The sequence below is a fragment of the Thermohalobaculum sediminis genome, assembly GCF_023487995.1.
Lineage (GTDB): Bacteria > Pseudomonadota > Alphaproteobacteria > Rhodobacterales > Rhodobacteraceae > Thermohalobaculum > Thermohalobaculum sediminis.
In genome coordinates this window covers 323,561-346,899 of record NZ_JAMFKN010000002.1, presented here as the reverse complement: position 1 = coordinate 346,899, position 23,339 = coordinate 323,561, and the positions used below count along the sequence as shown (strand labels likewise).

The window sequence follows — 23,339 nt, the reverse complement described above, 5'->3', positions numbered from 1 at the left end:
CGCTGGGCCTGTTCGGCAAGGGCGGGTAGCTCAGTGGTAGAGCAGCTGACTTTTAATCAGCTGGTCGTGGGTTCGATCCCCACCCCGCTCACCAACAAAATCAACGGCTTGGGTGGAAAACGCCAAAACCCTTTGAGTTTTGTGTCACCACTATGTCGCCAGAAAGCGGATTGTGTGGCGGCGAGAGAGTGGTGAATCGTCTTGCGACTAGATCTTCTGTCGGAGGGCGTATTGGCCACTCCATGGAAGCGCTCGCCTTTGCCCTGTCTTCATCTCGACGTCTCGTGCGAGGCTTGTCGGAGCCAATGCCGGCGATCTTGCGACGCTTATCTCCCATAGGCTACCGTAGTTTATTAGTATCGTTCTTCAGCCACGCTGTGTCACGAGAAGGCGCGGTCGAGAAAGATCAAGGAGCCCAAAATGCGGACTGCCCTATCGAGCGGGCTTATTTTTCTTTTCGCTACACTAGTTACACCCTTCGCGGTAGCCGCCGAGAGAGTGGAGGTCTGCGCCGAGTACGAGAGCACTGGGAAAAAATATCGGGTGATGGCGACAATCGCTAAGGGCTCGGAACTCAACCGGGCGACGAAGAGCTACTCCTACACGGGCTTCTCGACCTACGTGGTCATCTTTTGGTCCCAGGAGAACGCTTCGATAATAAAGATGCCGTTCGGACCGCCGAGCGCGTTCGGAAGCGCTGGAGAGGATCAAGAAGGGAGGAAGTGGAGGGTTTCGACCAGCACCACGTTTTGTTTTTAGTCGAGAGGTAAGAGCCTAACCCGGAGAGAGTAGAGCGGTTTCCGCATGAAGGGGTGGATGCCTCGTTTTTGTTACGTGTCCAGAGACTCCCAAGAGACTCGGATAAACTTCTCCGTTGATCTGGGAAGCGCTTTTCGGTCGATCATCCGACCCGACACCTCGAAATCTTCGTCGATCTTCACGATCAAGAGTTTCGAGAAGTTGCGATCGAGCCTAATGGTAACCTCGTCGCTCCCTTTGAACGGACTAATCGTCTTGATCTCCACGAAGTCATTGCCGAGGCGGCCATCGGAACCTTGTGCATATGGGCGATGGAGCTTGATGCCGTAGGTGATCGCCCCGAAGAGTTCGCCCAACTCTCCATAGACCTGAAGATGTCTGCCGGTCGTCAGGTGATAATCCTGGGCAAGGTCTAGGCCGTGGACTCATAAACACCCAACCAAAGGCGGATTGCCGCGAGTTTGACGAAGGCGAGGAAGTTTGCTGCTCGCTTCTCATACCGCGTTGCGATGCGGCGGCAGTGCTTGATGCGGTTGAAGAACCGCTCGACCAGGTTTCGGTCCCGATAGAGGTACGGACTGAAGCAGATCGGATCTCGCCGATTGCGACGTGGCGGGATGTTTGCCCAGCCTCCACGCGAAGCGACGAGCGACCTGATGGCGTTCGCGTCATACGCCTTGTCGGCTAGTAACATTCCGCCTTCAGGCAGTCCCTCGATGAGAGCGGTGGCGCTCAAGCTGTCGTGTTGATGCCCGGGTGCGAGAGCCAACCTGAGCGGCAAACCATTCCCGTCCACCACGGCATGGATTTTGGTCGTCAGTCCTCCGCGGGAACGTCCAAATTCCTCGGTGACACCATGTTTGATGCATGTGGCGTGCTGATGAGCCCGGACAATCGTGCTGTCGATCATCTGAACATCAGCGTCGTCGCGGCGCGAGATTGCAGCCAGGACACGATCCCAAACGCCCGCAAAACGCCACCGAACGAACCGATTGTAGCAGGTCGTGTAGGGGCCGTACCGCTCCGGCAAGTCCCGCCATGGCGCTCCCGATCTCAAGACCCAGAATATCCCGTTCAGAACCCTCCGGTCATCCACACGCGGAACGCCTCTCGGCTTGCAGGGCAGGGTGGGTTTGATGAGACGCCACTCGGCGTCGGTGAGGGCGTAGCGCATTCAGACTGCTCCTTTTCGGAGCTTGAATCACGCTGACGCGGCTCGTTCAATGTCTGCGTCGCCGCCAAAACCTGACATTGCGCTCCGCAGGCCAATCGTCTTGAGAGAGCCCGAAGCGGACGCTGACTGACATCTGAGAAAATCGAACCTCTTTGTACCTCTCCACCTCGGAAAAAATTCCAATGTCGGCCTGGGATGGGAACGAAAGTGTGGCGCGGAGCCAAGACACAGTTACTATGACATAAAGTCGCCTTACGCTTCGCTCGGCGCTGCCGGTCGATTTCTAAGCTGCGGTCAAAAAATAAAAGATGCCAGGGGGACGCGCATCGTATGAATCTATTGCATGATTACCCGGAGATCAGCTTCGCTCTCATGGTTGCGGTGGCTTTGGCCGCGTCGCCCTTCCTTCAACGGTTCATCGGCCGTGTGGCGCTTCGCGTGGCTATACGGACAGAGACGGTCTTGGATGATCTGATCGTCGATGCCCTGCGCCCTTTCCGGTTTATCTATGTTCTGCCTGCGTCTCTCGGGTACTACCTCTCCGACTGGGTTGCGCCTTTCGACTACGAAGCCCGTTTGGTTTCTGGGCTGGTACTAATTTTTCTTGGGGTCGAGTTTGCAATCAAGATCCTAGGCGCAATTGCTGCCGTCATCCGTCACAAAGCGGGCGTGCGAGGCGTCAGCTCCACCGGGTACATCGACCTTCTCAAGATCTTGGCTGTACTCGTTGGCCTGGCGGTTGCGGCCTCCGTAACGCTTGATGCCGAGCTTTCGAGGATCATCGCCGGGCTCGGCGCCGCCACCGCTGTCGCTGGATTTATCTTCCACGACACCCTCCAATCGCTGTTCGTTGGTATCAAGATCGCTTCGTTTGACTTGATCCGCGAGGGAGATTGGCTGTCTGTTCCGAGCTACGATGCAGATGGGATCGTCGAGCATATCGGCCTTTACGACATCAAGATACGCAACTGGGATCAGACCACGTCCCTGATACCCACGCATAAGGTTCTCGACGTTGCAAACCGGAACTATTCTAGCATGCAGAACGAGGCCAAGGCGCGGCAGATCGTTGCGAAGCTGATGTTCGACATCGATAGCGTACGCTTGTGCGACCGGGACTTTCTCGAGATGCTGAAAGAGGTTGCGCTAGTTTCGGATCTGGCTGTCGAAAAACTTGAGACCATGGGCGACAGCGGTGCCGTCGAGCCTAATCCTCAAGCCGCACATGAGCTGGCCACCAACTACGACTTGTTCCGTGTTTATGCCGACCGCTACCTCCGACAGCGGCAAGATCTGCATCAGAAGCGATACTTCATTCTCGTTCGTACGCTGGAACCCAACAGAGATGGATTGCCCATGCAGATTTTTGCCTACGCGCGGGAAACAGGGATGGTCGCATTCTCGGACACCCAATCGAACATCCTTGGCCACCTGATTGTCATGGCCCGGGTCTTTGGTCTGAAGTTTTTCCAATACCGACTCGAAGGGTAACGCTATGCCCCACGCAGATAGCATTCTTGGCATGATGGACCGGCGGGATGCGGCGTTGGCAGCGAAGAGCAGCACGGCCGCATGGTCCTTCATTCCAATCCTGCCGATCTGCAATAACATTTTGACTTCGTTCGGAAATTCTTGCGTGGCGCGGGTGACCGCGCTTCTGGGTCGTCCCGCCTCCTCGCGCACCCCCATGGCCACGCTCTGCAAACCTCTTCTCCTGGGCCTCCTCCTTGCTGGCGCGCTGCCCAGGCTGGCCAGTTCGGAGGAACTGGGTACGATACGGATTGGCGTCTTGCATTCTTTGACCGGGACGATGGCATTCAGCGAGGCGCCTCTCAAGGACCTCATGGAGATGTTGATTGAAGATCAGAACGCCCTAGGCGGATTGCTCGGCCGCCCGCTGGAAGCGGTGATTGTAGATGCCGGATCAACCGATACGGCCTATGACGCCGGCGCGCGGGAACTTATCGTGCAGCATGGAGTCGATGTAATCTTCGGCTGCTGGACGTCGGCCTGCCGCAAAGTCGTCCTCCCGATGGTCGAAGAGCATAACGTATTGCTCTTTTACCCTGTCCAATATGAGGGTCAGGAAACTTCTCGCAATGTATTCTATTTTGGGGCCACGCCAAACCAGCAAGCCATTCCCGCCGTCGACTACCTGATCGACGAGAATGGCGGTGCGACGCGGCGTTGGGTCCTGCTCGGGACAGATTACGTCTATCCGCGCACGACCAACGCCATACTACGCGCCTATCTGAGGTTCCTTGGTGTGTCGGAGGACGACATTTTGGAAATCTACACGCCTTTCGGACATTCCGACTGGACCTCGATTGTCGATGAGGTCCGTGCTTTCTCGGCGATTGGTCTGAAGACGGCGATCATCTCAACCATCAACGGCGATGCGAACCTATTCTTCTTTCGCGAACTCGCGGCACAGGGGATCGAGCCTTCGAATATTCCTGTAATGTCCTTCTCCATCGGCGAGCCTGAAATCCGCCAGCTGGGCACGGCTGCGGTGGGGCATCTGGCGTCGTGGAACTACTTCATGAGCTCCGGGACACCACAAAACCAAGCCTTCGTGGAACGCTGGCGGGATCAGACGGGTGATCAGCAAGCGGTCACAAACGATCCTATGGAAGCCCACATGATCGGCTTTCGGATGTGGGCACAGTCCGTTCTGCAGGCGGGCACGACGGACACAGATGCGGTTCGCCAGGCGATGTACGGTCAGAAGGTTCGCAACCTCAGTGGCGGCATCTCAATGATGCAGGGCAATCACCATATTTCCAAACCGGCTTTGATCGGTCGCGCAGGTCCTGACGGCCAGTTCGAATTGGTCTGGTCCAGCGATGATCTGATACCGGCGGACGCCTGGTCCGATTTTCTTCCCGAAAGTGCTGCTCTGACGGCTGATTGGCGGTACCCTTGGGTTTGCGGTGGCTGTCGAGTGCCGACATACGGTTTTCCCGAGAACTGACAGGGGAACCGGCCGCTCATGTTTTCCAATCTCAGCATCCGCTCGAAATTCCTTGTCGCCCTCATCGTGACATCCTTTGTGACCTTGCTCGCGACATCTCTAATTGTCTTCAATACCAATCGCTCGGCGCTGGAGCACGCAGCCTTCCAGAAACTGACGCTCGTTCGGGAGATGAAGGCGCAGCAGATCGAGGATTATTTCGATCAGATCATCAACGAGATGCGGATTTTCACCGAACTCGAAGCGGTCAAGAATGCTGTTCAGAATTTTGCCCTGGGCTTCGAGATCCTCGAAGGAGAGGCATCGCGGAAGCTCTCGGACCTTCAGACCCGGCGCACCTTCGAGGATGATCTGGAAAAACTGGGGCACTACTACGCGACGGAGTTCTTTCCGCGGCTCGAGCCCAACCTCGCGGCGACCGAAAAGGTCGATCTCGACAGCTTTGTCCCGGAAGCCGGTGTCACAAGCCTGCTCCAAGCGCGCTTCATCGCGAACAATCCAAATCCGACCGGAGAGAAGCATCGGCTGGATGCGGTCAGCGACAACAGTGTTTATGACGATCTGCACGAACGGTATCATCCGCTCTTCCGCAGCTTCCTCGACAAATTTGGCTTTTACGACATCTTTCTAGTCGAGCCTGAGGATGGCCATATCGTCTACTCGGTGTTCAAGGAGGTGGACTACGCGACCTCTCTGTTCGGCGGGCCATACCGCGATACGGGGCTAGCCCAAGTCGTTCGTCAGGCCATCGAAAGCGGCCGGCCTGGCGACGTCTTCATAGCTGATTACGCGCCCTATGCGCCGTCTTACAACGCGCCCGCGGCCTTTCTGGCAGCTCCGGTCTTCGCAGGTGGCGCGCTGGTCGGCGTCGCGGCGTTCCAGATGCCGGTGGACAAGATCAACGACATCATGACAAGCCATCAGGCATGGTCCGACGTCGGGCTAGGGGCGACTGGCGAGACCTATATCGTCGGCTCCGATCTTCTGATGCGAACCCAGTCGCGTTTCCTGATCGAGGACCGGGAGGGATATCTCGGTATGGTGCGCTCGCTGGGCGTACCGGAAGAAACCGTGCAGCGGATTGATGCTTTCAATAGCTCCATCGGCCTGCAAAAGGTCGAGACCAAAGGCACTCTGTCCGCTCTCTCCGGATCAGAGGATACGCAGATTTTCCCCGACTATCGGGGGGTCAGTGTGCTTTCGTCATATCGCCCGCTACGTCTTCAGGGGCTGGATTGGGTGATCATGAGCGAGGTCGACGAGGCCGAAGCATTTGCCGAGATCGCGAACCTGCGCAACCTCATGTTGGCAGTCGGGGCCGGTATCGTGTTGCTCGCCGCCGGATTCTCGCTTTTTCTGGCGCGAAACCTGAGCAACCCGATCAAGGAACTGACCTCCAAGGCACAAAGCCTCTCGGCTGGAAATCTCGACGTGGCGATCGACACGCGCGGCGGAGACGAGATCGGGCAACTGGCGCGCAATTTCGATCAGATGCGACAAGCATTGCAAAGCCTGATCGAAGGCCTTGAGGCAAAAGTCGCAGAACGCACGAAGGAACTTACCGACAGCGAGGTCAGGATCCGCTCCATCCTGAACAACGCGGCGGACAGCGTAATTGTCATTGATGGCAATGGCGTGATCAGAGAGTTCAATCCGAGCGCCGAGGCAACCTTCGGATACAAGGCGAGCGAAGTCGTGGGGGGCAAGGTAGACGTCTTGATGCCCAAGAGGCACGCGCGCGACCACGACGCTCATCTTAAACGCTACCACGATACCGGGGAGAAACGTGTCGTCGGCTACACCCGAGAGGTCGAGGGGCTTCGGAAAGACGGCACCGAATTCCCCTTGGAACTCCACGTCGGAGAGGCCAAACTGGAAGACGAAAAGCTTTTCGTCGGGATTATCCGCGACATTACCGACCGCAAGAGGCAGGAAAAGGAAATTGCGGACAATCTGAGCTTTGTCACAACGCTTGTGGACTCGGTTCCCAATCCGATCTTTGTCAAGGATACCTCGGGCCGATACCTGAACTTCAATAGAGCCTACGAAAAAGCGTTCAGTGTTAGGCGCGAAGACATCATCGGAAAAACGGTGAACGAGCTGGAGTTCTTCCCCGAAGACTACCGGAATGAGCGGCACGATGAGGATGTCCGGCTTCTGCGAGATGGCGGAAGTACGCACCGGGAGACAGGCGTCGTCCTAGGTGACGGAAAACTGCATGACATGCTTTTCTGGGCACGCGCATTCGACCTGTCCGACGGCTCCCGCGGCGGTGTGCTCGGTGTCTTCGTTGATATCAGCCAGCAGAAGGATCTCGAACGGCAACTAGCGATTGCGAACAAGCGCATGGGCGACGAGCTCAATATTGGGCGCCAGATCCAGATGAGTATGATACCACTGACCTTTCCGAGGTTCCCAGAGCATAAGGATCTGGACGTCTGGGCCTACATCCGCCCTGCGCGTGAGGTTGGGGGGGATTTCTACGACTTCTTCATGATTGATGACCGGTATTTCGCCTTCGTGATTGCGGATGTCTCCGGCAAGGGGGTTCCCGCAGCCCTGATGATGGCGGTCGCGAAAACGCTGCTCAAGTCACGATCACAGGACACCAAGTCGACGGCCAACATCATTTCTTCGACAAACAACGAACTCAGTCAGAACAACGATGACTGCATGTTCATCACGGCCTTCTTCGCTATTGTCGACACGAAGACTGGACAACTCACCTACACGAACGCAGGGCACAATCCTCCCTATCTGATCAAGAATGACGGGACCGTGCGCGCCCTGGAAGAGCTTCACGGCCCGATGGTCGGGGTGATGCCTGACGCTCCCTATGGGGAGGCGCAGATGACGCTCGACGTGGACGACAAGATCATACTCTACACCGACGGCGTGACGGAAGCCTTTGACGCAAAGGGAAATATCTACGGGGAAGAGCGGCTCGAGGAATTCCTCGAACGGTCGAAGACGCTTGGCACGAAATATCTCGTCGAGTCGGTCCTGCGGGATGTGGATGGCTTCGTCGATGGTGAGGAACAGTCGGACGATATTACTCTCTTCTGCCTCCGCTATGTTGCCTGGGACGTGCGCGACGCTCGGGGCACAGTAGAGCTGCGTCTGGTCAACGAGCTTGGCGAGATCGATCGCTGTCTTGCCGCCCTTCAGGAGATCTGCCAGAGGTTCGAGCTGCCGCTCGAGATCCAGAACAATTTCTCCGTGGTCCTGGATGATCTTCTGAACAACGTGATCAGCTATGCCTATGACGATGAAGGCGAGCACGTCATCGACGTCGTGCTGTCGACAGATGGTCAACGGTTCATCGTGTCGGTTAGTGACGAGGGAATTGAATTCGATCCTTTCGCGAGGAAGGAGCCCGACACAGACTCCGATATCGAGAAGCGGGAAATCGGCGGGCTAGGAATTCATCTCATTCGCAACCTCATGGACGACTATTCCTACCGACGCGTCGGCGGAAAGAATGTCACGACGCTGATGAAGCGGTTTTCTGGAAATACAACAACAGAAAAAGACGAGATAGCAAAGGCCTGAGGGAAACAAGATGCATACGGAAGTGACCCACCGTTCAACAGATGCGGCTGTAGTGATCTATGTGGACGGCGATTTGACAACCAATACCAGTCCGGACGTGGAAGCCGAAATTCTTGAACTCATGAAGAATGAGGCAAAGCACGTGGTGATAAATGTCGAGAAGGTGAATTTCATCGCTTCCACCGGACTACGGGTGATTCTTGCGCTCGGAAAGAAGTTGAGTGGCAAGGGTATGAAGCTGATTGTGTGCTCGATGAACCCGTCTACGAGGTCCGTCTTCGAGATGTCGGGCTTCACAAAGCTCTTCCCGATATATCCGAATGAAGAGGACGCTATAAAGGACTTGTAGCCGGTTAGCGCAGTTATTTTCCCGGAACCGAATTAAAAGGAAACTTTAGCCAGGAAACACCGAAGGAGCATGAGATATTCTGCCGGGGAAGTGATTATTAACTGAGCGCTCGAAACCGGGCACTGCAAAGTCCGATACACCATCACAATATGAAGTGGGGCGAAGAGAAGTGGAAATCAGAACAAAGGAAGTTGCGGGCATAACCTTTGTCTATCTCAAGGGCGAGATTAAGAGCACGACGTCTGGCGAGGTAATGGATTCCTTGGTGAACTTGGTAAAAGGAGGGGCAGACAAGCTGCTGCTCAACATCAAGGGCGTTGATTTCATGAGCAGCGCCGGGCTGAGAAGTATTCTCGTTGCGGCCAAGGTGCTCAAGAACTCAAACGGTCAGATGAGGATCTGCGGCGCAAACGAGTCCGTTAAAAAGGTTCTCGAAACATCCGGCTTTACAAGTCTGGTGAGCCTGTACCCTGATGAGAACGAGGCGCTGGCGGCGTTCACCTAAGTCAATCTGATTGACGAACAAAGACTTTGTGTCCGAACGTCCGCTTTGTCCGCAACTCCGACCTTGTCGGCCCTGCACCCCATGTCCGGTCAGCAATCGAAATCCGACTTCGCCGTTTATGAGTACACGGCCTAGCAATTCCTTGAACAGGTTGACGAGGGAGAGATCCGCGTTCGGGTAGCGCTCTCGCATTTCCAACTCTGCGAGATGGCTGTTGATGAAATCCCAACTAACCCATTCTCCGTCGTCCCAAATGGCGTCGTCCGGTCCGAGCGTCGATCCCCCGAAGTTAACGGCAAGCCCGCTAGCGCGACCGTAGCGACTTTGTTGTCCAGTGCAGCCATGCTAGGCGAGGCGCATGCGCGCGGCCACGTTCATTTTTCTCATCAGCGTTCCTTGCATCGCCGTCGCTTCGGACCTCCGAGGCGTCCCGCGCGTGATCGATGGCGACACGCTGGCGCTTGGCGATGTTCGTATCCGGCTTCACGCGCTGCATGCGCCCGAGATGGACGAGCCACGCGGGCGAGAGGCAAAGGCCGCGCTCGCCGCGATAGTCGGGCGCAAGCCCATCACCTGCCGAGCCGTGGATCGTGACCGGTATGGACGGATCGTCGCGGACTGCCAGAACGCGGATGGTCGCGACCTTGCCCGCGCCATGATCGAGGCGGGTGCCGCGCGGCATTGCCCACGCTACGGACGGCGCGACTTGGCCGAGCTTCCCGACAACGGACTCAAGCTTCCCGGGTACTGCCAATGACGTCAGGATTTGTTTGTCTGGTGAGCACCTGACGGTGAGCGGCCCGCCTCAGCCGTCTTCAAGCGTCAGGACAAGTTTTGCCATCGCCCTCAGAAATGCCGACGCCCGCCGCCTTTGCGCGATGTTTTCGGCCCTGTAATGCCCATGCTTGAGGGCATTCTGATTGCCCGGGGGCGCCCCGGAAGACGCGCCGCCATGCATGCGGCACCTACCGTTCGTCATCGCGGGTGACTGGCACTGGCTCCCGCGCCTTGTCCTCGCACCGCAACGGCGGCTCAGGTGCATCGGTAATCTGCTTTGCATGGGATTGTTCCTCCGATATCGCGCGCCCCCCTCCCCCAGAGCGTTCGACATGGCCGACAATTGCCTGCCCGCCCGCATGAACGTGGACATGCTCGACCGTAACTTTCTGCTGGCCTTTCCCCCGATAGCGGTTCAGTGCCTCGAGGAGAGTGCAGAAGGTGCGGGATAGCTTGTTCGCCTGGTTGAGACACTCCTTGCGCGCTTCGCTGAACTGCTCGGGGATCATCGCTCGTCGAAAGCACTCCATCGAAGCATGATGCGCCGCAATCATTTGGGCTGCGAGCATGCCCTCAATCTCGTCTCTCGGTTCGATTCCCGCGAGGCCCATCACTGCGGCCTGAATTTGCTCCTGCCTCTTCGGGCCGGGAGGCTCAAGCCAGAGCGCGTTGCCGACCTGCTTGATCAGGATCTCGTTCCAATCGTCGCAAACGGACCCGCCAAAACTCTTGAGGCGGCCGTGACCTTGCGCCGGACTGTCCGAGTCGATGCGCCTGCTCTCGGTCTCGGGCTTCTTTCTCTTCATAGTGTCAGCCTCGCTGTTCGTGTTCGGTGAATGGCCGCCCGCGCCAGTGTCACTGAAAGTCCCGCCAGTCGTCCCGGAACCCGGAAGCATCATCCGAAACCTCGAAACTTTCTTTGTTTGTCAGAGCGTTAGAGGCGGGCGAAACCGAAACCTGATAGGTGCAGGTTTCGGGTTGAGCATGGCCTAAGCCACTGGTGTCATTGGTCGGTTTCGGGGTTTCGACTCGATCGGGCATCGTGGCGCAGTACCGGTCGTAGGCGTCGCGGATCTCCGACCGCTGGTAGCCCTTCGCGCCATACGTACCGAACTTCATCTGCCTCGGCTTTATGCCGAAGGGCTTCAGGAGGCGGGCGAGACTGATGGCCGTTATCGGGCGCCCCTGCTTCAACTCTCCCCACGGCCGGTCCTCCATCTGGACGAGCCAGGCAACCAGCTCGGAGGATTGGAGCCGCTCGCAGGCGTGCTGCTCGAAGAGCGCCATCAGGTCCCGGATCGCCACGACACCGTCGCGCTCGTCGCGGTCCTCATCGACCGCTTCCTTCAGGAGGTAGGCTGCAGCCACGCGCTCAGGCCAGGGGTCGCCGAGCAGCGTGGCGATGCGAAAAAGCGGCGCCCAGTTGTCCTGCGCCCGGTCGTTGCCGCAGGCCGGCGGGACGAGATCGAGGTCGCCGATACGGCGGGAGTTGTCAGCTGCCCAGCGTTGCAGCTTCTGCCGCACGATTGCCCTCTGCTCGAAGTAGTCGACCGGGAGCGCGGACACGCTCTCCGATGCCAGCCTTCGGCGGAGGCCGATGCGGATCGCGCGATCCTCGAGGGTGTCCATCTGCCGGCCGATGCAGGCTATGGCCTGGGCACCCCAAACCGAGAACTTGCGGGCCTCATGCGTGCCGTTCACCTCGACGGTGCGGATCACTGTCGCCGTCCGCCGCGTATGGCCCGCGTTGATGATGCCGTTCGCCTGCTCGTTATCGCGGAGGAACCGGTCGGCCTCATCGATCAGGAGCGTCGGGCGGGCGGTCTCGATGACCCGGAAGAGGGCCGCCGCGGTGATGTTCGCCGTCATCATGGGACGGCAGGCATGCGCCTCGACGACCTCGAGCAAGGTGGACTTGCCGCACCGCTTTTCCGGGCTCTGTATGAGAAGCTTCGGCCAGAGCCGCCAAGCATCCATCAGCCACGCTCCGATGAGCCAGAGGGTCGCTGCGTCTGCATCCGCCTCGCTCGGAAAGACGACATGGGCGAAGAGGGCGCGACGGATGTCTTCGGCAAGGTCACATCCGCTCACCGGCCCGGGCCAGGGCTCCGTGACCTCGACGAGTTGAAGCTGGTCCGCGTCGTCATTCCCGCCGCTCTCGCGATGACGCACGACCGCCTTGTCGAGGGCGCTGACACGAATGCCGAGATCCTTTGCCTCGGACTCGCGGCACTGCTCGTATTCCAGCCGCGGAAGAAGTGCGAGCTGCTTCGCCCGAGCCTCCGCGTCGGGCCTTGGATCGGCGATCGGGACCGCATCGGTCTCAAGTGCGTTTGGCCAGTCGAAGGTCATGCCGCGTCCCTCGCCGCGCGGAGAAAGGCGGCTTTCTCTGCGCCCGGAAAGCGCCGCCAGATCGCGGCGAAGTAGGCCCTGCGTTCGCCGAGGAGCGCGAGAGCGGCCCAGTTCTCAGCCTCTGCGGTGATCGTATCGAAGGGCGCGATCGGGGGCCCGGCGTGTGTGGCCTCCTCCATCGCCGCGAGGAGTTCCTCGGCCTCATCACGATCAAGGCTTTCGATCGAGGCGCGCGCCAGCAAACTCCGCTGCCCAGGCTGCAACCACGCCCGCAATATCGTCCCGACCCCATGAGCGAGCGCCCCGGGCGTGGCGTGGCCTGGCTCGGAGGACGCCGGCAAGAGCTCTAACGCCTGCCGGATGGCATTCATCACTTTCTCCACCCTCACCGCCCTCCTCCATCGTAGGCGTGTGTGGCGATGAGCGCGGCGAGCGGCCCTAGGAGAAGGTGCAGGCGACGCAGGCGCTCAAGGCGCATCGCGTGATGGAGATCGACCGGAGCCGTACGATGCTCGCGACCGACCCGATGCCCCCTGTGGAAGGTCATTTCAGCACCGGCGCGGTGGATTAGACCGCGCCCGGGGTTTCCGGTGCGGGACATCTCAGGCCACCTCGTCGTTTTCGACGCGGCGAGCGGCAAGCCAGGCAAGCACGTCGGCTCCGAGATAAAGCACGCGGGAGCCGGACTTGATGTAAGCTGGCCCTTTCCCCTCGTGCCGCCAGCGGGCGAGGGTCTGAACGGCGCCAATCGTGCGCATCTCGTTGGCTGACGGCGAATAGTAGCAGTCAGATTCTATCTTCACGGTGCATCCTCCGGAAAGCCCAGCTACGGGCGGGGATGCGACTACAATGCGAAGAATGAGTGGACGTATTAATCCTCGGACTTCTCGAGGTTCGGGTAGGTTATCTCTGCGCCCGTCATTCGAAGTCGATCGAGAAGCCGCTGTCCGTGTTCTCTGTGCGCGCGCGCAATGCGCTTCCTTCCGACCCGGCCGGGACCATCGTAGCCCTCAAATTGGACGGCGACCTCGTCGATTGCCTTACCAACGCTGATCATCTTCCCCGTTTGTCCGAGATGCGATTGGGTTACAAGGACTTGCAAGGCAAGGTATTCATCGACCTCAAGGGCGTTGAAAGCGTCCCGATCGTTTGACAAGCCTTGGCCGCTTGCTTTCCCTTTAGCTTCCACTCCCGCCGCTCTTCCAAGCGAAAGATTGTGGTCGGCCTCCCGATATCTGCCCCATGCCTCTGTGAGTGCGCCAAGCATCGCGAGCGGAATCGTGACTGTTGGTTGAGAACCCTTGTAACGGCTGGTGATCTCTGAAAACTCCCTCACCCATTCCGGATCAGTCACCGACGTCAACGTTATGAAAGAAAGTATCTCCGCATAATATCCGAATAGCGAAATTTCATTTCTAGAATATAGATATTCTAATCTTTCCATTAGGCACTGAAATTGAAAATCGGACTTTAACTCCTTTAAATCTTCATTGAGGCGCTCAAGCTCCTCTACTGGCACAACTGGTGGGTTTGGCTTGCGCCCCATCAGTCTTTCCTCTTCCATGGTAAAGCGTGCAAATCCGCTGCCGGGGAGTTGGAGAGCTTCGCAGCCATGCTGGCGCCCATCCTCTCGCGCAACTCGGTAAGCGGCGCCCCGGCGCGCCGCGCGTAACGATCGGCCATAGCGGTGGTCTTGTGGCCAACCATGTCGCGGAGGAGATGCGAGCCAACGCCGAGTGCTGCGGCTTCCGTCATGATGGTGCGCCGCAGATCATTCAGACGCGCGCCCCTGATACCGGCGGCGTCGCAGGCACGGTCCCAGTGGTTGCGGATGCTGGTGTAGTCGAGCGGACGATCAGGGTCCCGACCTGGAATCACGCAAGCGCCGATCCTCGGGGCGTCAGCCAAAAGCGCAAGAGCTGCACTGGGCAGCGTGTGAATGCGTCGACCGGTCTTGGTCTTCGGCAGGGTCAGGAAGCTCCCTTCGAAGTCAACGTCCTCCCACTTCATGTTCTTTATTTCACCGATCCGCAGTCCCGTGATCGCCGCCAAGCGTATGGCCAGGATCGCGCCCTGGTTGCCATCGAGTTGGTCCAGAGCCCGTCCAAGCACGGAAAACTCGCTCTCCGAAAGAGTGCGGTCCCGCGCATCTTCCACTGCCTTTTCGATGCCGCGCGCAGGATTGGTGTGCTGCGGCCGGTACTCCCAGTGCTCGAACAGGGTGAATAGGCGCGAGACCAGCGCTCGCACACGGTTCGCCATTATTGGCGGCAGAGGCGCCAGAACCTTTTCCACATCGTGGCGCGTGACATCGCAGATCCGCCGCTTCCCAATTTTCGTCAGAATGTACGTGTTGGATTGCCGGAAATACTCGCGCCGCGTCGTCTCGGCCATCCGGCCCATCGCCATGCGCTTTGGCACATACTCTGAAAAGAAGCGCTCGACCCCCTCAGCGACCGTTGGCAACTGGCGCCGCGCAGAGCGTTCCTCCAGAGGGTCGCCACCACCGCGGATCTGGATCTTCGTTTCCGAAGCCAGAGCCCGCGCCCGGGCGAGTGACATCTCCGCGGCCCGGCCAAGGGTCATGAGGCGTTTGCGCCCGTCGGCCCTGTAACTGAGCACAAATGATTTCACCCCCGCAGGCGTGATCCGGAGCCCGAGGCCCTTAACCTCATCATCCCACTCGATCCGCGTGCGATCGCTCGCTTTAGCGTCTCGGACTTTCTTGGCTGTGAGGGACATCCCGCTCTCCAACGCGGTGACACAGGGGGCTCCATGTCACCACCATATCACTAGATCACTGGAATATGAGGGAATGCAGGTCAATCGACAAGAAGCCAAATCACTGCTTTTAATGATATAATGGAATTTGAGGGAATAAACAGGAATGGCGATAAATCTAAATCCCAGTGACTTTTAATCAGCTGGTCGTGGGTTCGATCCCCACCCCGCTCACCAAATAAATCAATGGCTTGAAGATTATCTTGAGGCGCGAGCGGCGCCTCATCTTCCACCTGCCTTCCACCACGACAGTGTTTCGCGATCACCCCTCTTTGCGTGGAAGTGCTCGCCACTGCTCTCCCACAGGTTCGATGATCATATGGGGGAACCGAGAAAAGCGCGGGCACTCCCGCTCTTGCTCCTGAACGTCGAGGACTTGCTGCACGAGCGGGGCATCGACATCAGCCATGAAACAGTGCGGTTCTGGTGGCACCGATTTGGCCCGATGTTCGCCGCCGAGATCCAGAAACGACGCGTCGAGGGCATGCGGTCAACGGGCGTGGTGGGGCTTTATCGAGAAGGGCCCTACCGGACGCCATTGCGACTGCCTCGACGCGCGCTAGAGACGACTTCCCAACGCCACCAGGAGCAGCCGTCACCGAGACGAAGCCCGCAATTAGGTGCCGGTCGTAGAGCCAGCGGCGAGGCGGCAGAGCCGTCGGGTCTGGCAGGGTGAGTGGAGTTGGCCGGATCGTTGCCGCAGACGACGTCTGCAGAGCCGTCGGCGCTTGCGCAGCCTGCCTGTAGCAGGTCGTCCACCCGCCCAGAAGATACACGACAGAGCCCAGTGAAAGGCTTCCGTTCGGCTTCGCGCTGTCCCACACACGCTCCGCTTCACCGGGAGTATTTTGCCCAGCATAGCGCGCCGAGAACGCAAGCCAGTCTTCGCGCGCCCTAACGCCAAAGTGGGCCTTCAGAGCATGGCAAACTCTGACCCAATCATCGCGTTCCAGCGTATTCGGCGATGCCCTGAGAAGAGCGAGGACGCGCTCGCCACTGTCACTGGCGCTGTCGACCGTGCCATCGGCGATGAGCGCGTCTGCCCGCCGCTTTCCGCCCGTCTCATCTTCGGGGTGCGAGGCAAAAACCTTCTCCAAATCTGATGGATCGTAGCTTTTTACGCCCTCTCGCTCAGTCAGCGTAACCAGTTCCAGCACGCGCCCCTGCTTGCCCGTCTTCGGCCAGGCCAGAGAGCCCGCCAACCGCATGACGCGGTTCGCACCCTTCGCTCCCGTGTCCGCATTCGTAGCAGCGACCGCTCGGTCCAGTAGTCGGTTCAGACGATCCCGATCGATCTCCTCGGAAAGAAGGAAGAACGCCTGAGCACGGACGTGCGGCACCCTGCCGGTCGTGACCCAAAAGGTTGGCGGCACGCCCCATTCCTGAAGCCTTGCATGCGCTTCCTTCACCCCGCCTTCGTGATCGAAATCGAGCCATATCCACCGGGACCCCACGACGTGCGATGCTTCGGCTCGTGCATCTTCTGGGGCGCCTTCTCGACGGGCGGGGCCAATGTAAACGCAGACACCCTCCGCGGCATTCACTTCCGCCGCATAGGCCAGCATCTCGTCGATCTGGTTGGCCCTGAAATGGCGCGCCCCACGCGCCCAGCTGCCCTCAAAGACATTCCCAGCGCAAATCTCAATCTCGCCCGTCGCGTATGCGCCGCAGATTAGCTCCAGCATCCGCCGAGCATCCACGTTGTCGAAAGCTGGGACCCTTGCTGGCGCGTTCAAAGCGCACCTGCCCGTCTGAACCGCAGAATTTGAGCGGTATGGAGCCGACGCCCATGCTTTGCGGCCCACGCTCGCGCGGCACGCCCTGCGTCGACCCGCAGGTCATAGACGCCAATGCGTCGCGTCCGAAAAGTGGCTCGATACCGGCTTTTCGCAACGTTCCAAGCGCGTGCTCGCGGCGAACGACAAAACGATCGGAGCCGTAGATCGCATACTTTTGCCGGTTCTCTTCGGGTGTGAAGTTGATCGTGATCACGTTCGCTCCCGCCGCGAATCCAAGCACTTGTCCGCCCGGCTCCGGTTTCTCCAGTGCGCTGACGGCTGGTATCAATGCACTGGGGTGCAAGAGGCGCATGACCGCCAGCATGTTCAGGGTGAGACCCAAGTCTCCCATCAACGCGCCTGACAGGGGGGAGTTGGCTGCAGGGATGAAGGGTGACGCACTCATCATCTGCGCCCCGATGCGGCCGGGCAGCAATACATCCTCGATCAGCGAGGCCGTACCTTGACCCGGAAGCCCGACAATCGCTCCCATTCCGGTTCGAAAGCCCAAGGCGACGAGATCGTGCGCGCAGCCGAGGCGTGAACTGAGTGGCACTGCGCGCATGGTGAGATGGAGCTCGGGATCTGCCGTCTCCTGCTTGAGGATATAACTATCCGCGCCGGCGCGTTTCAGGCGTTCCAGGTCGGCACGGCTCTTGTCCCCCAGGCAGAGAAGAACCTCGACATCGTCGTCGAAGGCCTGGCGAATTGCAGGTATCAGTCGTGTTGCGAGGGTGGTTGATGCCGGTGTCTCGCCGCCCTGAAGGGCAACGACCCCAAGGCCTGCCTGCCGGATCGCGTCGGTGGCCTGCAAGATGTCATCCGAGCGCTGGAAGTACCGCTGGTAACGGTTCTCCACACGCATCGGGCAATAGAGGCAGGACTTCACACAAACGTCTGTGATCTCGATAACGCCACGAACAACCGCGGTTCTCCCGAAAAACGTATCGCGCACCTCCGAGGCTTCGTCGAAGAGCCTTCGCTGCGCGGCACCGGTCGCCTCGAGCATCCCGGCAATCGCACGACGCGTTCGACGTCGGGCCGGGAGGTAGCTGTGGGCTGGCGCGGTCGTCATCTCGGTTCCTCAAGCGTGTTCCATCATCGGAAAGCGACGTCTGGGCGCGCAGCATCGCTGATCAACGGGCCCGCCAGCCCTTTCTTGGGGAGGGGATGCTTGTCCGCCTTCTGCGGCGCCTCGAGCATGAATTCCCAGCGATTCTCGATGTCTGCGCAATTTGCGGGCGCAAAACCGTAGAAATATGTTGCACGTGAATTTCTCTCGGTGGCTCTATCGAGATTGAAATTACCTCGGTCAGAACGTCAAAGGAAAATCCGGTGAGATTGGCAATTTTGTTCGCCTTGATGACCCTCGCAGGCTGCGCCATCGGCAACGAATACGATTATCGTGCGGCCTCTGCCCCGGTGCCGGCGAGTTCGGCGGAGACGCTCGCCGTCGCCGTTACCGATCATCGTCCCTATGTCCTGAGCGGCGACAAGAGCCCCGACTTCGTCGGGTTGCAGCGTGCGGGCTTCGGCATCCCATACAATGTTACCACCGCATCGGGCGCGCCTCTGGCGGACGACCTGTCAGTCCTCCTCGCCAATTCCTTCGCCGCTGCGGGCACCGAGGTGGAGATCATCCGGTTGCCGAACGGTGCGAGCGCAGACGCTGCGTTGGAGCAGTTCAAGGGGACGGCCGCCGATCGATTCCTTCTGATCGAGATGCTCGAGTGGAAGTCGGATCATTACGCGCAAGTGACCATTCACTGGAACCTCGTTGGGCAGGTCTATGACCGGTCTGGAAGGCTACTGGGCGAGGACCGAATACAAGGCACAAGGGGCACTGGCGAGGGGTTCTGGTCACTTGAGGCCGGGAAGAACCGGATCGTTACGGCCGAGGCGAAGCGCCTTTTCGGGGAGTTGTTGGCCAGGCCTTCAATCGCAGGAGCCCTTGGCTAGCCAGGGCACTTCCGTGGTTTCCTGTCTTTCAAGGGGGGCGAAGATGGGAGGCGGAGGGCAGCGGAGACATTCCCCTCGATTGGTGACTGCCAAGGAGATCCGAAGCAGGGAGTAGATCATGCCGGGCAACGACCTGACGCGAAGGACGATGCTTGTTTCCGGTCTCGCTGTTCTGGCTTTCCAAACCCCGGCCCGCGCGACGACGTTCGGACCCGAGGCGGCGCGAGCCCATGTGGATGCGACGATTGACGAAATTCTTGCCCTGATCGTCGCCAGCCTCCCGAGAGGCGAGACGGCCGTCCGCTTGAACCGCATTCTGCGGGAGAAAGCTGCGCTCCCGCAGTTGGCAAAGTTCGCGGCAGGCCGCCACTGGCGCACGATGGCCGCAGGGCAGCAGGAGCGGTTCGTTGCGGCGTTCGGGCGCTATGTCTCGCGCGTCTATGCCGGCTATTTCCGTTCCTTCGAAGGCAGCGTGGAGGACTTGAGGAAGTATGTCCTTCTCGGCAAGGCCCACGATGCAGGATCCAAGGGGATCATGATCGAAAGCGAGATCCGCCCACTCGATGCGCTCGCCATTTCGGTCAACTGGCTCGTCTCCGACAGGTCGGGTCAGATCGCCATATCCGACCTGGTCGTCGAGGGTATCTCTCTTGCGGTCACTCAGCGCGAGATCGTCGGCGCACTCGTCGAGAAGCACCGCGGCGACATTGACGCAGCCATTGCAGAACTCGATGGCATTGGCATCGGGGACTGAGCGCTCGTCGGGCTTCAGACGGAGCCGCCCGCCCGGCCCCGTAGGAAAGCTCGGCGTTGGGCCGGCTCGCCCGGGTTCGCCGCGTCCTGGGACGAGCAAACCGATCCGGTTCAGGGGCTTTCAAGGAAGCGCCTAGATCATTCGCCTTGCCGAGATGATGTGCATCCGGTTCCCTCTCTCGCTGGGGAATGTCGAGTATGTGCCGGATGAGCGCGGCACCGATGCGCGCTACGAGACGGTCCGTTTCCGGTGGCATTGCTTGTTCCCGCCCAGGGCGCGAGTGCTTCAGCACGCCTGCAATGCAGCATCGCCCGTCAGTTGATCTCGCGCAGGAAAGCCCGAGCCTCGCGAACCTTGATGACGCAATTCTGGTATTCGCCGAACTGTTCCTGCACCTTCGCGGCCCCGAGAAGGCTGGCGGCCTTGCTCCACTTGACGCTCCCGCTCAGGCCGCTTGCTTCGGCCTGATTGAGTTCGCGATAGCCCGCCTCCAGCCCGCCGGCGCAAGCGGGGCCCAGACCCACATCGGCGCGATCGCCGGAACATCCGGCGGCGAGCGCGCCGAGAACGATCCCGATGGCGAACGGGTGGATCGACTGCATGCTGATCTCCATCCTGACTGGCCCGAAGCCACCCCTGCGCCATCAGCGCCGATGCGGCTCGAGGGGGCTACCTTCGAAAGGGAACGGCCGCTGGTCCATCTGCAAACCGACAGACAGAAGCCGATCCTTTTCAACGTTGATGAACACCTCGAGTTCCTGCATCAGCGCCGCCGAACTCTGGCCCGGCTCGACGGGCGTGCAGAAACGAAGGGTAACGAGACCGGGGATCTTGGTCCGGAACCCGTCGAGCCAGAGCAGCCCGGCATTGTGCACGATGGGGATGACCGGCACACCCGACGACCGATAGAGAGCTTCCAGCCCCCGCTCGAAAGTGCGACGGCCGCCCGGCGGCACACGTGTGCCCTCGGGGAAGATCAGAATGCTCCTGCCCTCGCTCAGCGTCGCCTTGGCCTCGCGAAGCACGCGGCGCAGGTTGGTCCCGCGACGGTCACGATTGACGAAGATCATGGGCGCGTGCCGCAAGCCCCAGCCAAAAACGGGAATGCCGGTCGCCTCGGCCTTCGAGACGACATTGATGTCGGCGATCAGAGCCGTGAGGGCGATCGACTCCCAATAGGACTGGTGATTGCAGACGAAGATGGCAGGGGCGTCGGGGATGTTCTCGCGTCCCTCGATCACGTAGCGCACGCCGACGATCCAGCGTGCCGCCGCGATGAACCCCGTCGACCAGAGCCGAAGCGCGCGGCGGACGACATGCGGGGGCCGCCAGACCTGGAACAGGGTCAGGATCAGCACCCCGAACGGCAGACTCCAGAGCAGGATCGCGACCTCGAACAGGCGCGTGCGCGCGGCGCCGACAAGACGGCCGATCCGCTTCGCTTCTCCGTCCATGGAAACGTCAGCGAGATTCGCCATGCCTTCCTGAAGCTGTGTCCGTGAATCGGATATCTCGGCTTACCCCGCCCGGGAGGCGGGAGCAAAAGTTGCGTGCGGGCTCCGCAATGCCTTGCACTTCCCACCCGGCTGTGCAGTCCTCACCAAGCCGCCCGAGATTGCGTGCACGGGCCCCGAGGCAGGCGCCCCGGTTGCTGAGAGGGATTGAGATCAGTGACAAACCGTAAACCCTATGTCATTGGCCAGTATTATTCCTGCCCTGACGAGAAGCAGGCTTTCCTTCGCGAGATCTTCGATCGCACCGCACCATATTACGAAGGCATCGCGAAGTGGGGGTGGTTCGGCTCGGGTCAATTATACCGGCGGAATGTCCTGAAGCGTGCGGGCCTCAAGCGGAACATGCGAGTGATCGACGTGGCCTCGGGCACAGGCCCAGTGGCGCGGGCGCTGATGTCGCTGCTCGACAGCCCCAGCCAGATCGTCTGCGTCGAGCCGTCGGCCGGGATGATCGCCGAGTCGCGCAAGACCGTGCCCTGCGTCCACCACCAGGCCACGGCGGAGAACCTGCCGGTCGAGGACCAAAGCTTCGATTTTCTCACGATGGGTTTCGCGCTTCGCCATGTCGACGACCTCGACAAGACCTTCCACGAGTTCCGCCGCGTGCTGAAGGACGGAGGAAAGGCGCTGGTGCTCGACGTCACCATCCCGGACAATCCCGTGGGGCGTTTTCTCTTCAAGGCCTACTTCAAGCACATTCTCCCAACGCTGACGCTCGTCTTCAGCCGTAATCGCGAGGCGCACAGGCTGATGAAGTATTATTGGGAGACGATGGAGCAGATGACCGGGCGCGAGGAGGTGGCCGAGATCATGCGCGAGGCCGGCTTCAGTCCCGTCACCCACCGCGTCCTGCTCGGCTGCTTCTCGGAATACGAGGCAGTGCGCTGATGCCGCAAGTCGCGCGGGACAGTCCGCACTGGACGGTCATCATCCCCGCCCACAACGAGGAAAAGACCATTCGGGCCATTGCCGAGGGCGCGCTCAGGCATGCAAGCGACGTGATCGTGATCGATGACGGGTCCACCGATTCGACGGCCGAGGCGCTTGAAGGCCTGCCCGTGGAAATCATCCGGCACAAGCTCAACCGAGGGAAGGGCTGGCGGCTCGCCGAGGGCCTTGCGCATGCGGCCGCCCGGGGGGCGGATGGCGTGCTTACGCTCGACGCGGACGGCCAGCACGATCCCGACGACATCCCCGCCTTCCTTGCCGCAGCCCAGGCTCATCCCGGGGCGCTGGTCCTCGGCGACCGCTCATCCGACAGGATGTCCATCCCTTTCAGCAGGCGCGCGGCGATCGGGTTCGGGGACTTCTTCATCGGCTGGGCGGCTCGGCGGCCGATCCGGGATGCGCAATGCGGCATGCGGCTCTACCCCGCGGCCGTCGCTGCGGAACTCGACGTGCCGCAGTGCGAACGGGAGCGCTTCGTGTTCGAGACGGCCATTCTGTTGCGGGCTGCGCTCGCGGGAAAACGATTCGCACGCGTTCCGATTCGCGCCCGGTATCACGGCTTTCAGCAGCGGCCGAGCCATTTCCGGCCAATCGTCGATACGCTCGAGATCGCGCGCGTTGTCACCCGCCTGCTCTGGCGGACGCGGTTGAGCCCCAGCCGTCTCTTGATCCCGCTCCGCGCAGTGCGATAGCCTGACCACAATCAGAAGTATTTGAAATTGGGGGATGAAATAAAGTCGTTTCTATCGGGAGCTGTCCTTGTGATCGCGCTGGCAATGGCTGGTTGCCGCGCTGCGCCGATCTACGACGCCGAAGACGTCGCCTACGCCGCGGCACCGACGACCGCATCGAAGACCTTCACCCTTGATGACTACCGCGCCGCAATCATCCGGGCCGGTGCAAAACGGGGCTGGACGTTCACCGAAGAGGGCCCGGGGCATCTCGTTGGCGATGTCGCAGTTCGCAACAAGCACTTCGCGACAGTGGATGTCACCTTCGACACCGAGTCGTTCTCGATCCGGCACAAGTCGTCTCAAAACCTGAACTACAATGCCAGCCGGGGCGAGATTCATCCGAACTACAACTCCTGGATCTCCAACCTTCAGAAGGACATTCTGGCGGAGATCGCCGTCATGAAGGCAGGCTGAGGCCAGAAGCCGAGA

The 23,339-nt window shown here is 59.9% G+C and carries 26 protein-coding genes, 1 tRNA gene and 2 pseudogenes; 15 read left to right on the top strand and 14 right to left on the bottom strand.

All coding sequences use genetic code 11. The features are described from left to right. Window positions 1-19: 19 nt before the first annotated feature. Both M1105_RS05560 and M1105_RS05555 read left to right on the top strand, forming a co-directional pair. Window positions 20-94: transfer RNA gene (locus tag M1105_RS05560), tRNA-Lys, on the top strand. A gap of 326 nt (window positions 95-420) precedes the next feature. After that, entirely contained in the window at window positions 421-759 is a 339-nt protein-coding gene (locus M1105_RS05555; protein ID WP_249579349.1) for a hypothetical protein, read from the top strand. Between the two features lie 71 nt (window positions 760-830). Here the strand turns inward: M1105_RS05555 and M1105_RS05550 are convergent, their stop codons facing one another. Together M1105_RS05550 and M1105_RS05545 are read right to left on the bottom strand one after the other, a co-directional pair. Continuing rightward, complete coding sequence (locus M1105_RS05550; RefSeq protein ID WP_249579348.1) at window positions 831-1,115, bottom strand: DUF4211 domain-containing protein; 285 nt, start codon at window positions 1,113-1,115, stop codon at window positions 831-833. Window positions 1,116-1,171: 56 nt separating this feature from the next. Continuing rightward, window positions 1,172-1,933, bottom strand: coding sequence for an IS5 family transposase (locus tag M1105_RS05545; RefSeq protein ID WP_249579347.1), 762 nt, complete (start codon window positions 1,931-1,933; stop codon window positions 1,172-1,174). 330 nt (window positions 1,934-2,263) lie between these two features. On the opposite strand from M1105_RS05545, the gene M1105_RS05540 reads away from it, so the two are divergent. The 6 genes from M1105_RS05540 (at window position 2,264) to M1105_RS05515 (ending at window position 10,070) form a co-directional block, all read left to right on the top strand. Continuing rightward, entirely contained in the window at window positions 2,264-3,424 is a 1,161-nt protein-coding gene (locus M1105_RS05540; protein WP_249579346.1) for a mechanosensitive ion channel family protein, read from the top strand. A 4-nt stretch (window positions 3,425-3,428) separates the two neighbouring features. Then, window positions 3,429-4,907, top strand: coding sequence for an ABC transporter substrate-binding protein (locus M1105_RS05535; RefSeq protein ID WP_249579345.1), 1,479 nt, complete (start codon window positions 3,429-3,431; stop codon window positions 4,905-4,907). An 18-nt stretch (window positions 4,908-4,925) separates the two neighbouring features. After that, window positions 4,926-8,459, top strand: coding sequence for a SpoIIE family protein phosphatase (locus M1105_RS05530; protein WP_249579344.1), 3,534 nt, complete (start codon window positions 4,926-4,928; stop codon window positions 8,457-8,459). A 10-nt stretch (window positions 8,460-8,469) separates the two neighbouring features. Further along, window positions 8,470-8,808: an STAS domain-containing protein gene (locus M1105_RS05525; protein WP_249579343.1), complete on the top strand. Its 339-nt coding sequence runs from the start codon at window positions 8,470-8,472 to the stop codon at window positions 8,806-8,808. A 169-nt stretch (window positions 8,809-8,977) separates the two neighbouring features. Beyond that, the gene (locus tag M1105_RS05520) at window positions 8,978-9,313 is read left to right on the top strand and encodes an STAS domain-containing protein (protein WP_249579342.1); all 336 of its coding nucleotides are present in this window, start codon (window positions 8,978-8,980) and stop codon (window positions 9,311-9,313) included. Between the two features lie 358 nt (window positions 9,314-9,671). Next, complete coding sequence (locus M1105_RS05515; RefSeq protein WP_249579341.1) at window positions 9,672-10,070, top strand: thermonuclease family protein; 399 nt, start codon at window positions 9,672-9,674, stop codon at window positions 10,068-10,070. A 48-nt stretch (window positions 10,071-10,118) separates the two neighbouring features. Here M1105_RS05515 and M1105_RS20790 read toward each other — a convergent pair whose 3' ends face one another. From M1105_RS20790 to M1105_RS05500, 4 genes are read right to left on the bottom strand one after another with little or no spacing between them, the layout of a single operon-like run. Continuing rightward, window positions 10,119-10,355 carry an HGGxSTG domain-containing protein gene (locus M1105_RS20790; protein ID WP_319936768.1) on the bottom strand — a complete coding sequence of 79 codons (237 nt, stop codon included), beginning with the start codon at window positions 10,353-10,355 and terminating at the stop codon, window positions 10,119-10,121. Continuing rightward, window positions 10,279-10,896, bottom strand: coding sequence for a hypothetical protein (locus M1105_RS05510; RefSeq protein WP_249579340.1), 618 nt, complete (start codon window positions 10,894-10,896; stop codon window positions 10,279-10,281). The genes M1105_RS20790 and M1105_RS05510 overlap by 77 nt, the downstream gene beginning before the upstream one ends. Before the next feature lie 49 nt (window positions 10,897-10,945). Then, window positions 10,946-12,442: a DUF3631 domain-containing protein gene (locus tag M1105_RS05505; RefSeq protein ID WP_249579339.1), complete on the bottom strand. Its 1,497-nt coding sequence runs from the start codon at window positions 12,440-12,442 to the stop codon at window positions 10,946-10,948. Further along, window positions 12,439-12,825 (bottom strand): hypothetical protein, encoded by a 387-nt coding sequence (locus M1105_RS05500; RefSeq protein WP_249579338.1) that lies wholly within the window; start codon window positions 12,823-12,825, stop codon window positions 12,439-12,441. Before M1105_RS05500 ends, M1105_RS05505 begins: the two co-directional genes overlap by 4 nt. Before the next feature lie 65 nt (window positions 12,826-12,890). Between M1105_RS05500 and M1105_RS20610 the strand changes: the two genes are divergently transcribed. Continuing rightward, window positions 12,891-13,013: a hypothetical protein gene (locus M1105_RS20610; protein ID WP_264759500.1), complete on the top strand. Its 123-nt coding sequence runs from the start codon at window positions 12,891-12,893 to the stop codon at window positions 13,011-13,013. Window positions 13,014-13,044: 31 nt separating this feature from the next. Here the strand turns inward: M1105_RS20610 and M1105_RS05495 are convergent, their stop codons facing one another. The 4 genes from M1105_RS05495 to M1105_RS05480 form a co-directional block, all read right to left on the bottom strand. Next, complete coding sequence (locus M1105_RS05495) at window positions 13,045-13,245, bottom strand: helix-turn-helix transcriptional regulator (protein ID WP_249579337.1); 201 nt, start codon at window positions 13,243-13,245, stop codon at window positions 13,045-13,047. Window positions 13,246-13,313: 68 nt separating this feature from the next. After that, window positions 13,314-13,988 (bottom strand): hypothetical protein, encoded by a 675-nt coding sequence (locus M1105_RS05490; RefSeq protein ID WP_249579336.1) that lies wholly within the window; start codon window positions 13,986-13,988, stop codon window positions 13,314-13,316. Beyond that, window positions 13,988-15,184, bottom strand: coding sequence for a tyrosine-type recombinase/integrase (locus M1105_RS05485; RefSeq protein ID WP_249579335.1), 1,197 nt, complete (start codon window positions 15,182-15,184; stop codon window positions 13,988-13,990). The genes M1105_RS05490 and M1105_RS05485 overlap by 1 nt, the downstream gene beginning before the upstream one ends. An 80-nt stretch (window positions 15,185-15,264) precedes the next feature. Next, the gene (locus tag M1105_RS05480) at window positions 15,265-15,516 is read right to left on the bottom strand and encodes a hypothetical protein (RefSeq protein WP_249579334.1); all 252 of its coding nucleotides are present in this window, start codon (window positions 15,514-15,516) and stop codon (window positions 15,265-15,267) included. A 56-nt stretch (window positions 15,517-15,572) separates the two neighbouring features. Between M1105_RS05480 and M1105_RS05475 the strand changes: the two are divergent. Continuing rightward, window positions 15,573-15,716 (top strand): annotated as a pseudogene (locus tag M1105_RS05475) (IS6 family transposase); the annotation flags it as partial. Between the two features lie 52 nt (window positions 15,717-15,768). Here the strand turns inward: M1105_RS05475 and M1105_RS05470 are convergent. Beyond that, a pseudogene (locus M1105_RS05470) lies at window positions 15,769-16,431 on the bottom strand (PriCT-2 domain-containing protein); the annotation flags it as partial. A 433-nt stretch (window positions 16,432-16,864) separates the two neighbouring features. Further along, window positions 16,865-18,010 carry a biotin synthase BioB gene (locus M1105_RS05465; protein ID WP_249579333.1) on the bottom strand — a complete coding sequence of 382 codons (1,146 nt, stop codon included), beginning with the start codon at window positions 18,008-18,010 and terminating at the stop codon, window positions 16,865-16,867. Window positions 18,011-18,336: 326 nt separating this feature from the next. Here M1105_RS05465 and M1105_RS05460 point away from each other — a divergent pair, with 326 nt between their 5' ends. Together M1105_RS05460 and M1105_RS05455 are read left to right on the top strand one after the other, a co-directional pair. Beyond that, window positions 18,337-18,960, top strand: coding sequence for a hypothetical protein (locus tag M1105_RS05460; RefSeq protein WP_249579332.1), 624 nt, complete (start codon window positions 18,337-18,339; stop codon window positions 18,958-18,960). 118 nt (window positions 18,961-19,078) lie between these two features. Then, the gene (locus tag M1105_RS05455; protein ID WP_249579331.1) at window positions 19,079-19,714 is read left to right on the top strand and encodes an MlaC/ttg2D family ABC transporter substrate-binding protein; all 636 of its coding nucleotides are present in this window, start codon (window positions 19,079-19,081) and stop codon (window positions 19,712-19,714) included. A 314-nt stretch (window positions 19,715-20,028) separates the two neighbouring features. On the opposite strand, the gene M1105_RS05450 is transcribed toward M1105_RS05455, so the two are convergent. Next, window positions 20,029-20,316, bottom strand: a complete 288-nt coding sequence (locus tag M1105_RS05450) for a hypothetical protein (protein ID WP_249579330.1) — start codon at window positions 20,314-20,316, stop codon at window positions 20,029-20,031. A 42-nt stretch (window positions 20,317-20,358) separates the two neighbouring features. Continuing rightward, entirely contained in the window at window positions 20,359-21,168 is an 810-nt protein-coding gene (locus tag M1105_RS05445; RefSeq protein ID WP_249579329.1) for a lysophospholipid acyltransferase family protein, read from the bottom strand. Window positions 21,169-21,384: 216 nt separating this feature from the next. Here M1105_RS05445 and M1105_RS05440 point away from each other — a divergent pair, with 216 nt between their 5' ends. The 3 genes from M1105_RS05440 to M1105_RS05430 all read left to right on the top strand — a co-directional run bounded on the left by M1105_RS05440 (window position 21,385) and on the right by M1105_RS05430 (window position 23,324). Continuing rightward, entirely contained in the window at window positions 21,385-22,116 is a 732-nt protein-coding gene (locus M1105_RS05440) for a class I SAM-dependent methyltransferase (RefSeq protein ID WP_249579328.1), read from the top strand. Beyond that, window positions 22,116-22,868, top strand: coding sequence for a glycosyltransferase family 2 protein (locus M1105_RS05435; protein ID WP_249579327.1), 753 nt, complete (start codon window positions 22,116-22,118; stop codon window positions 22,866-22,868). The genes M1105_RS05440 and M1105_RS05435 overlap by 1 nt, the downstream gene beginning before the upstream one ends. A 69-nt stretch (window positions 22,869-22,937) precedes the next feature. After that, window positions 22,938-23,324, top strand: a complete 387-nt coding sequence (locus M1105_RS05430) for a hypothetical protein (RefSeq protein WP_249579326.1) — start codon at window positions 22,938-22,940, stop codon at window positions 23,322-23,324. The last annotated feature ends 15 nt before the right edge of the window (window positions 23,325-23,339 follow it).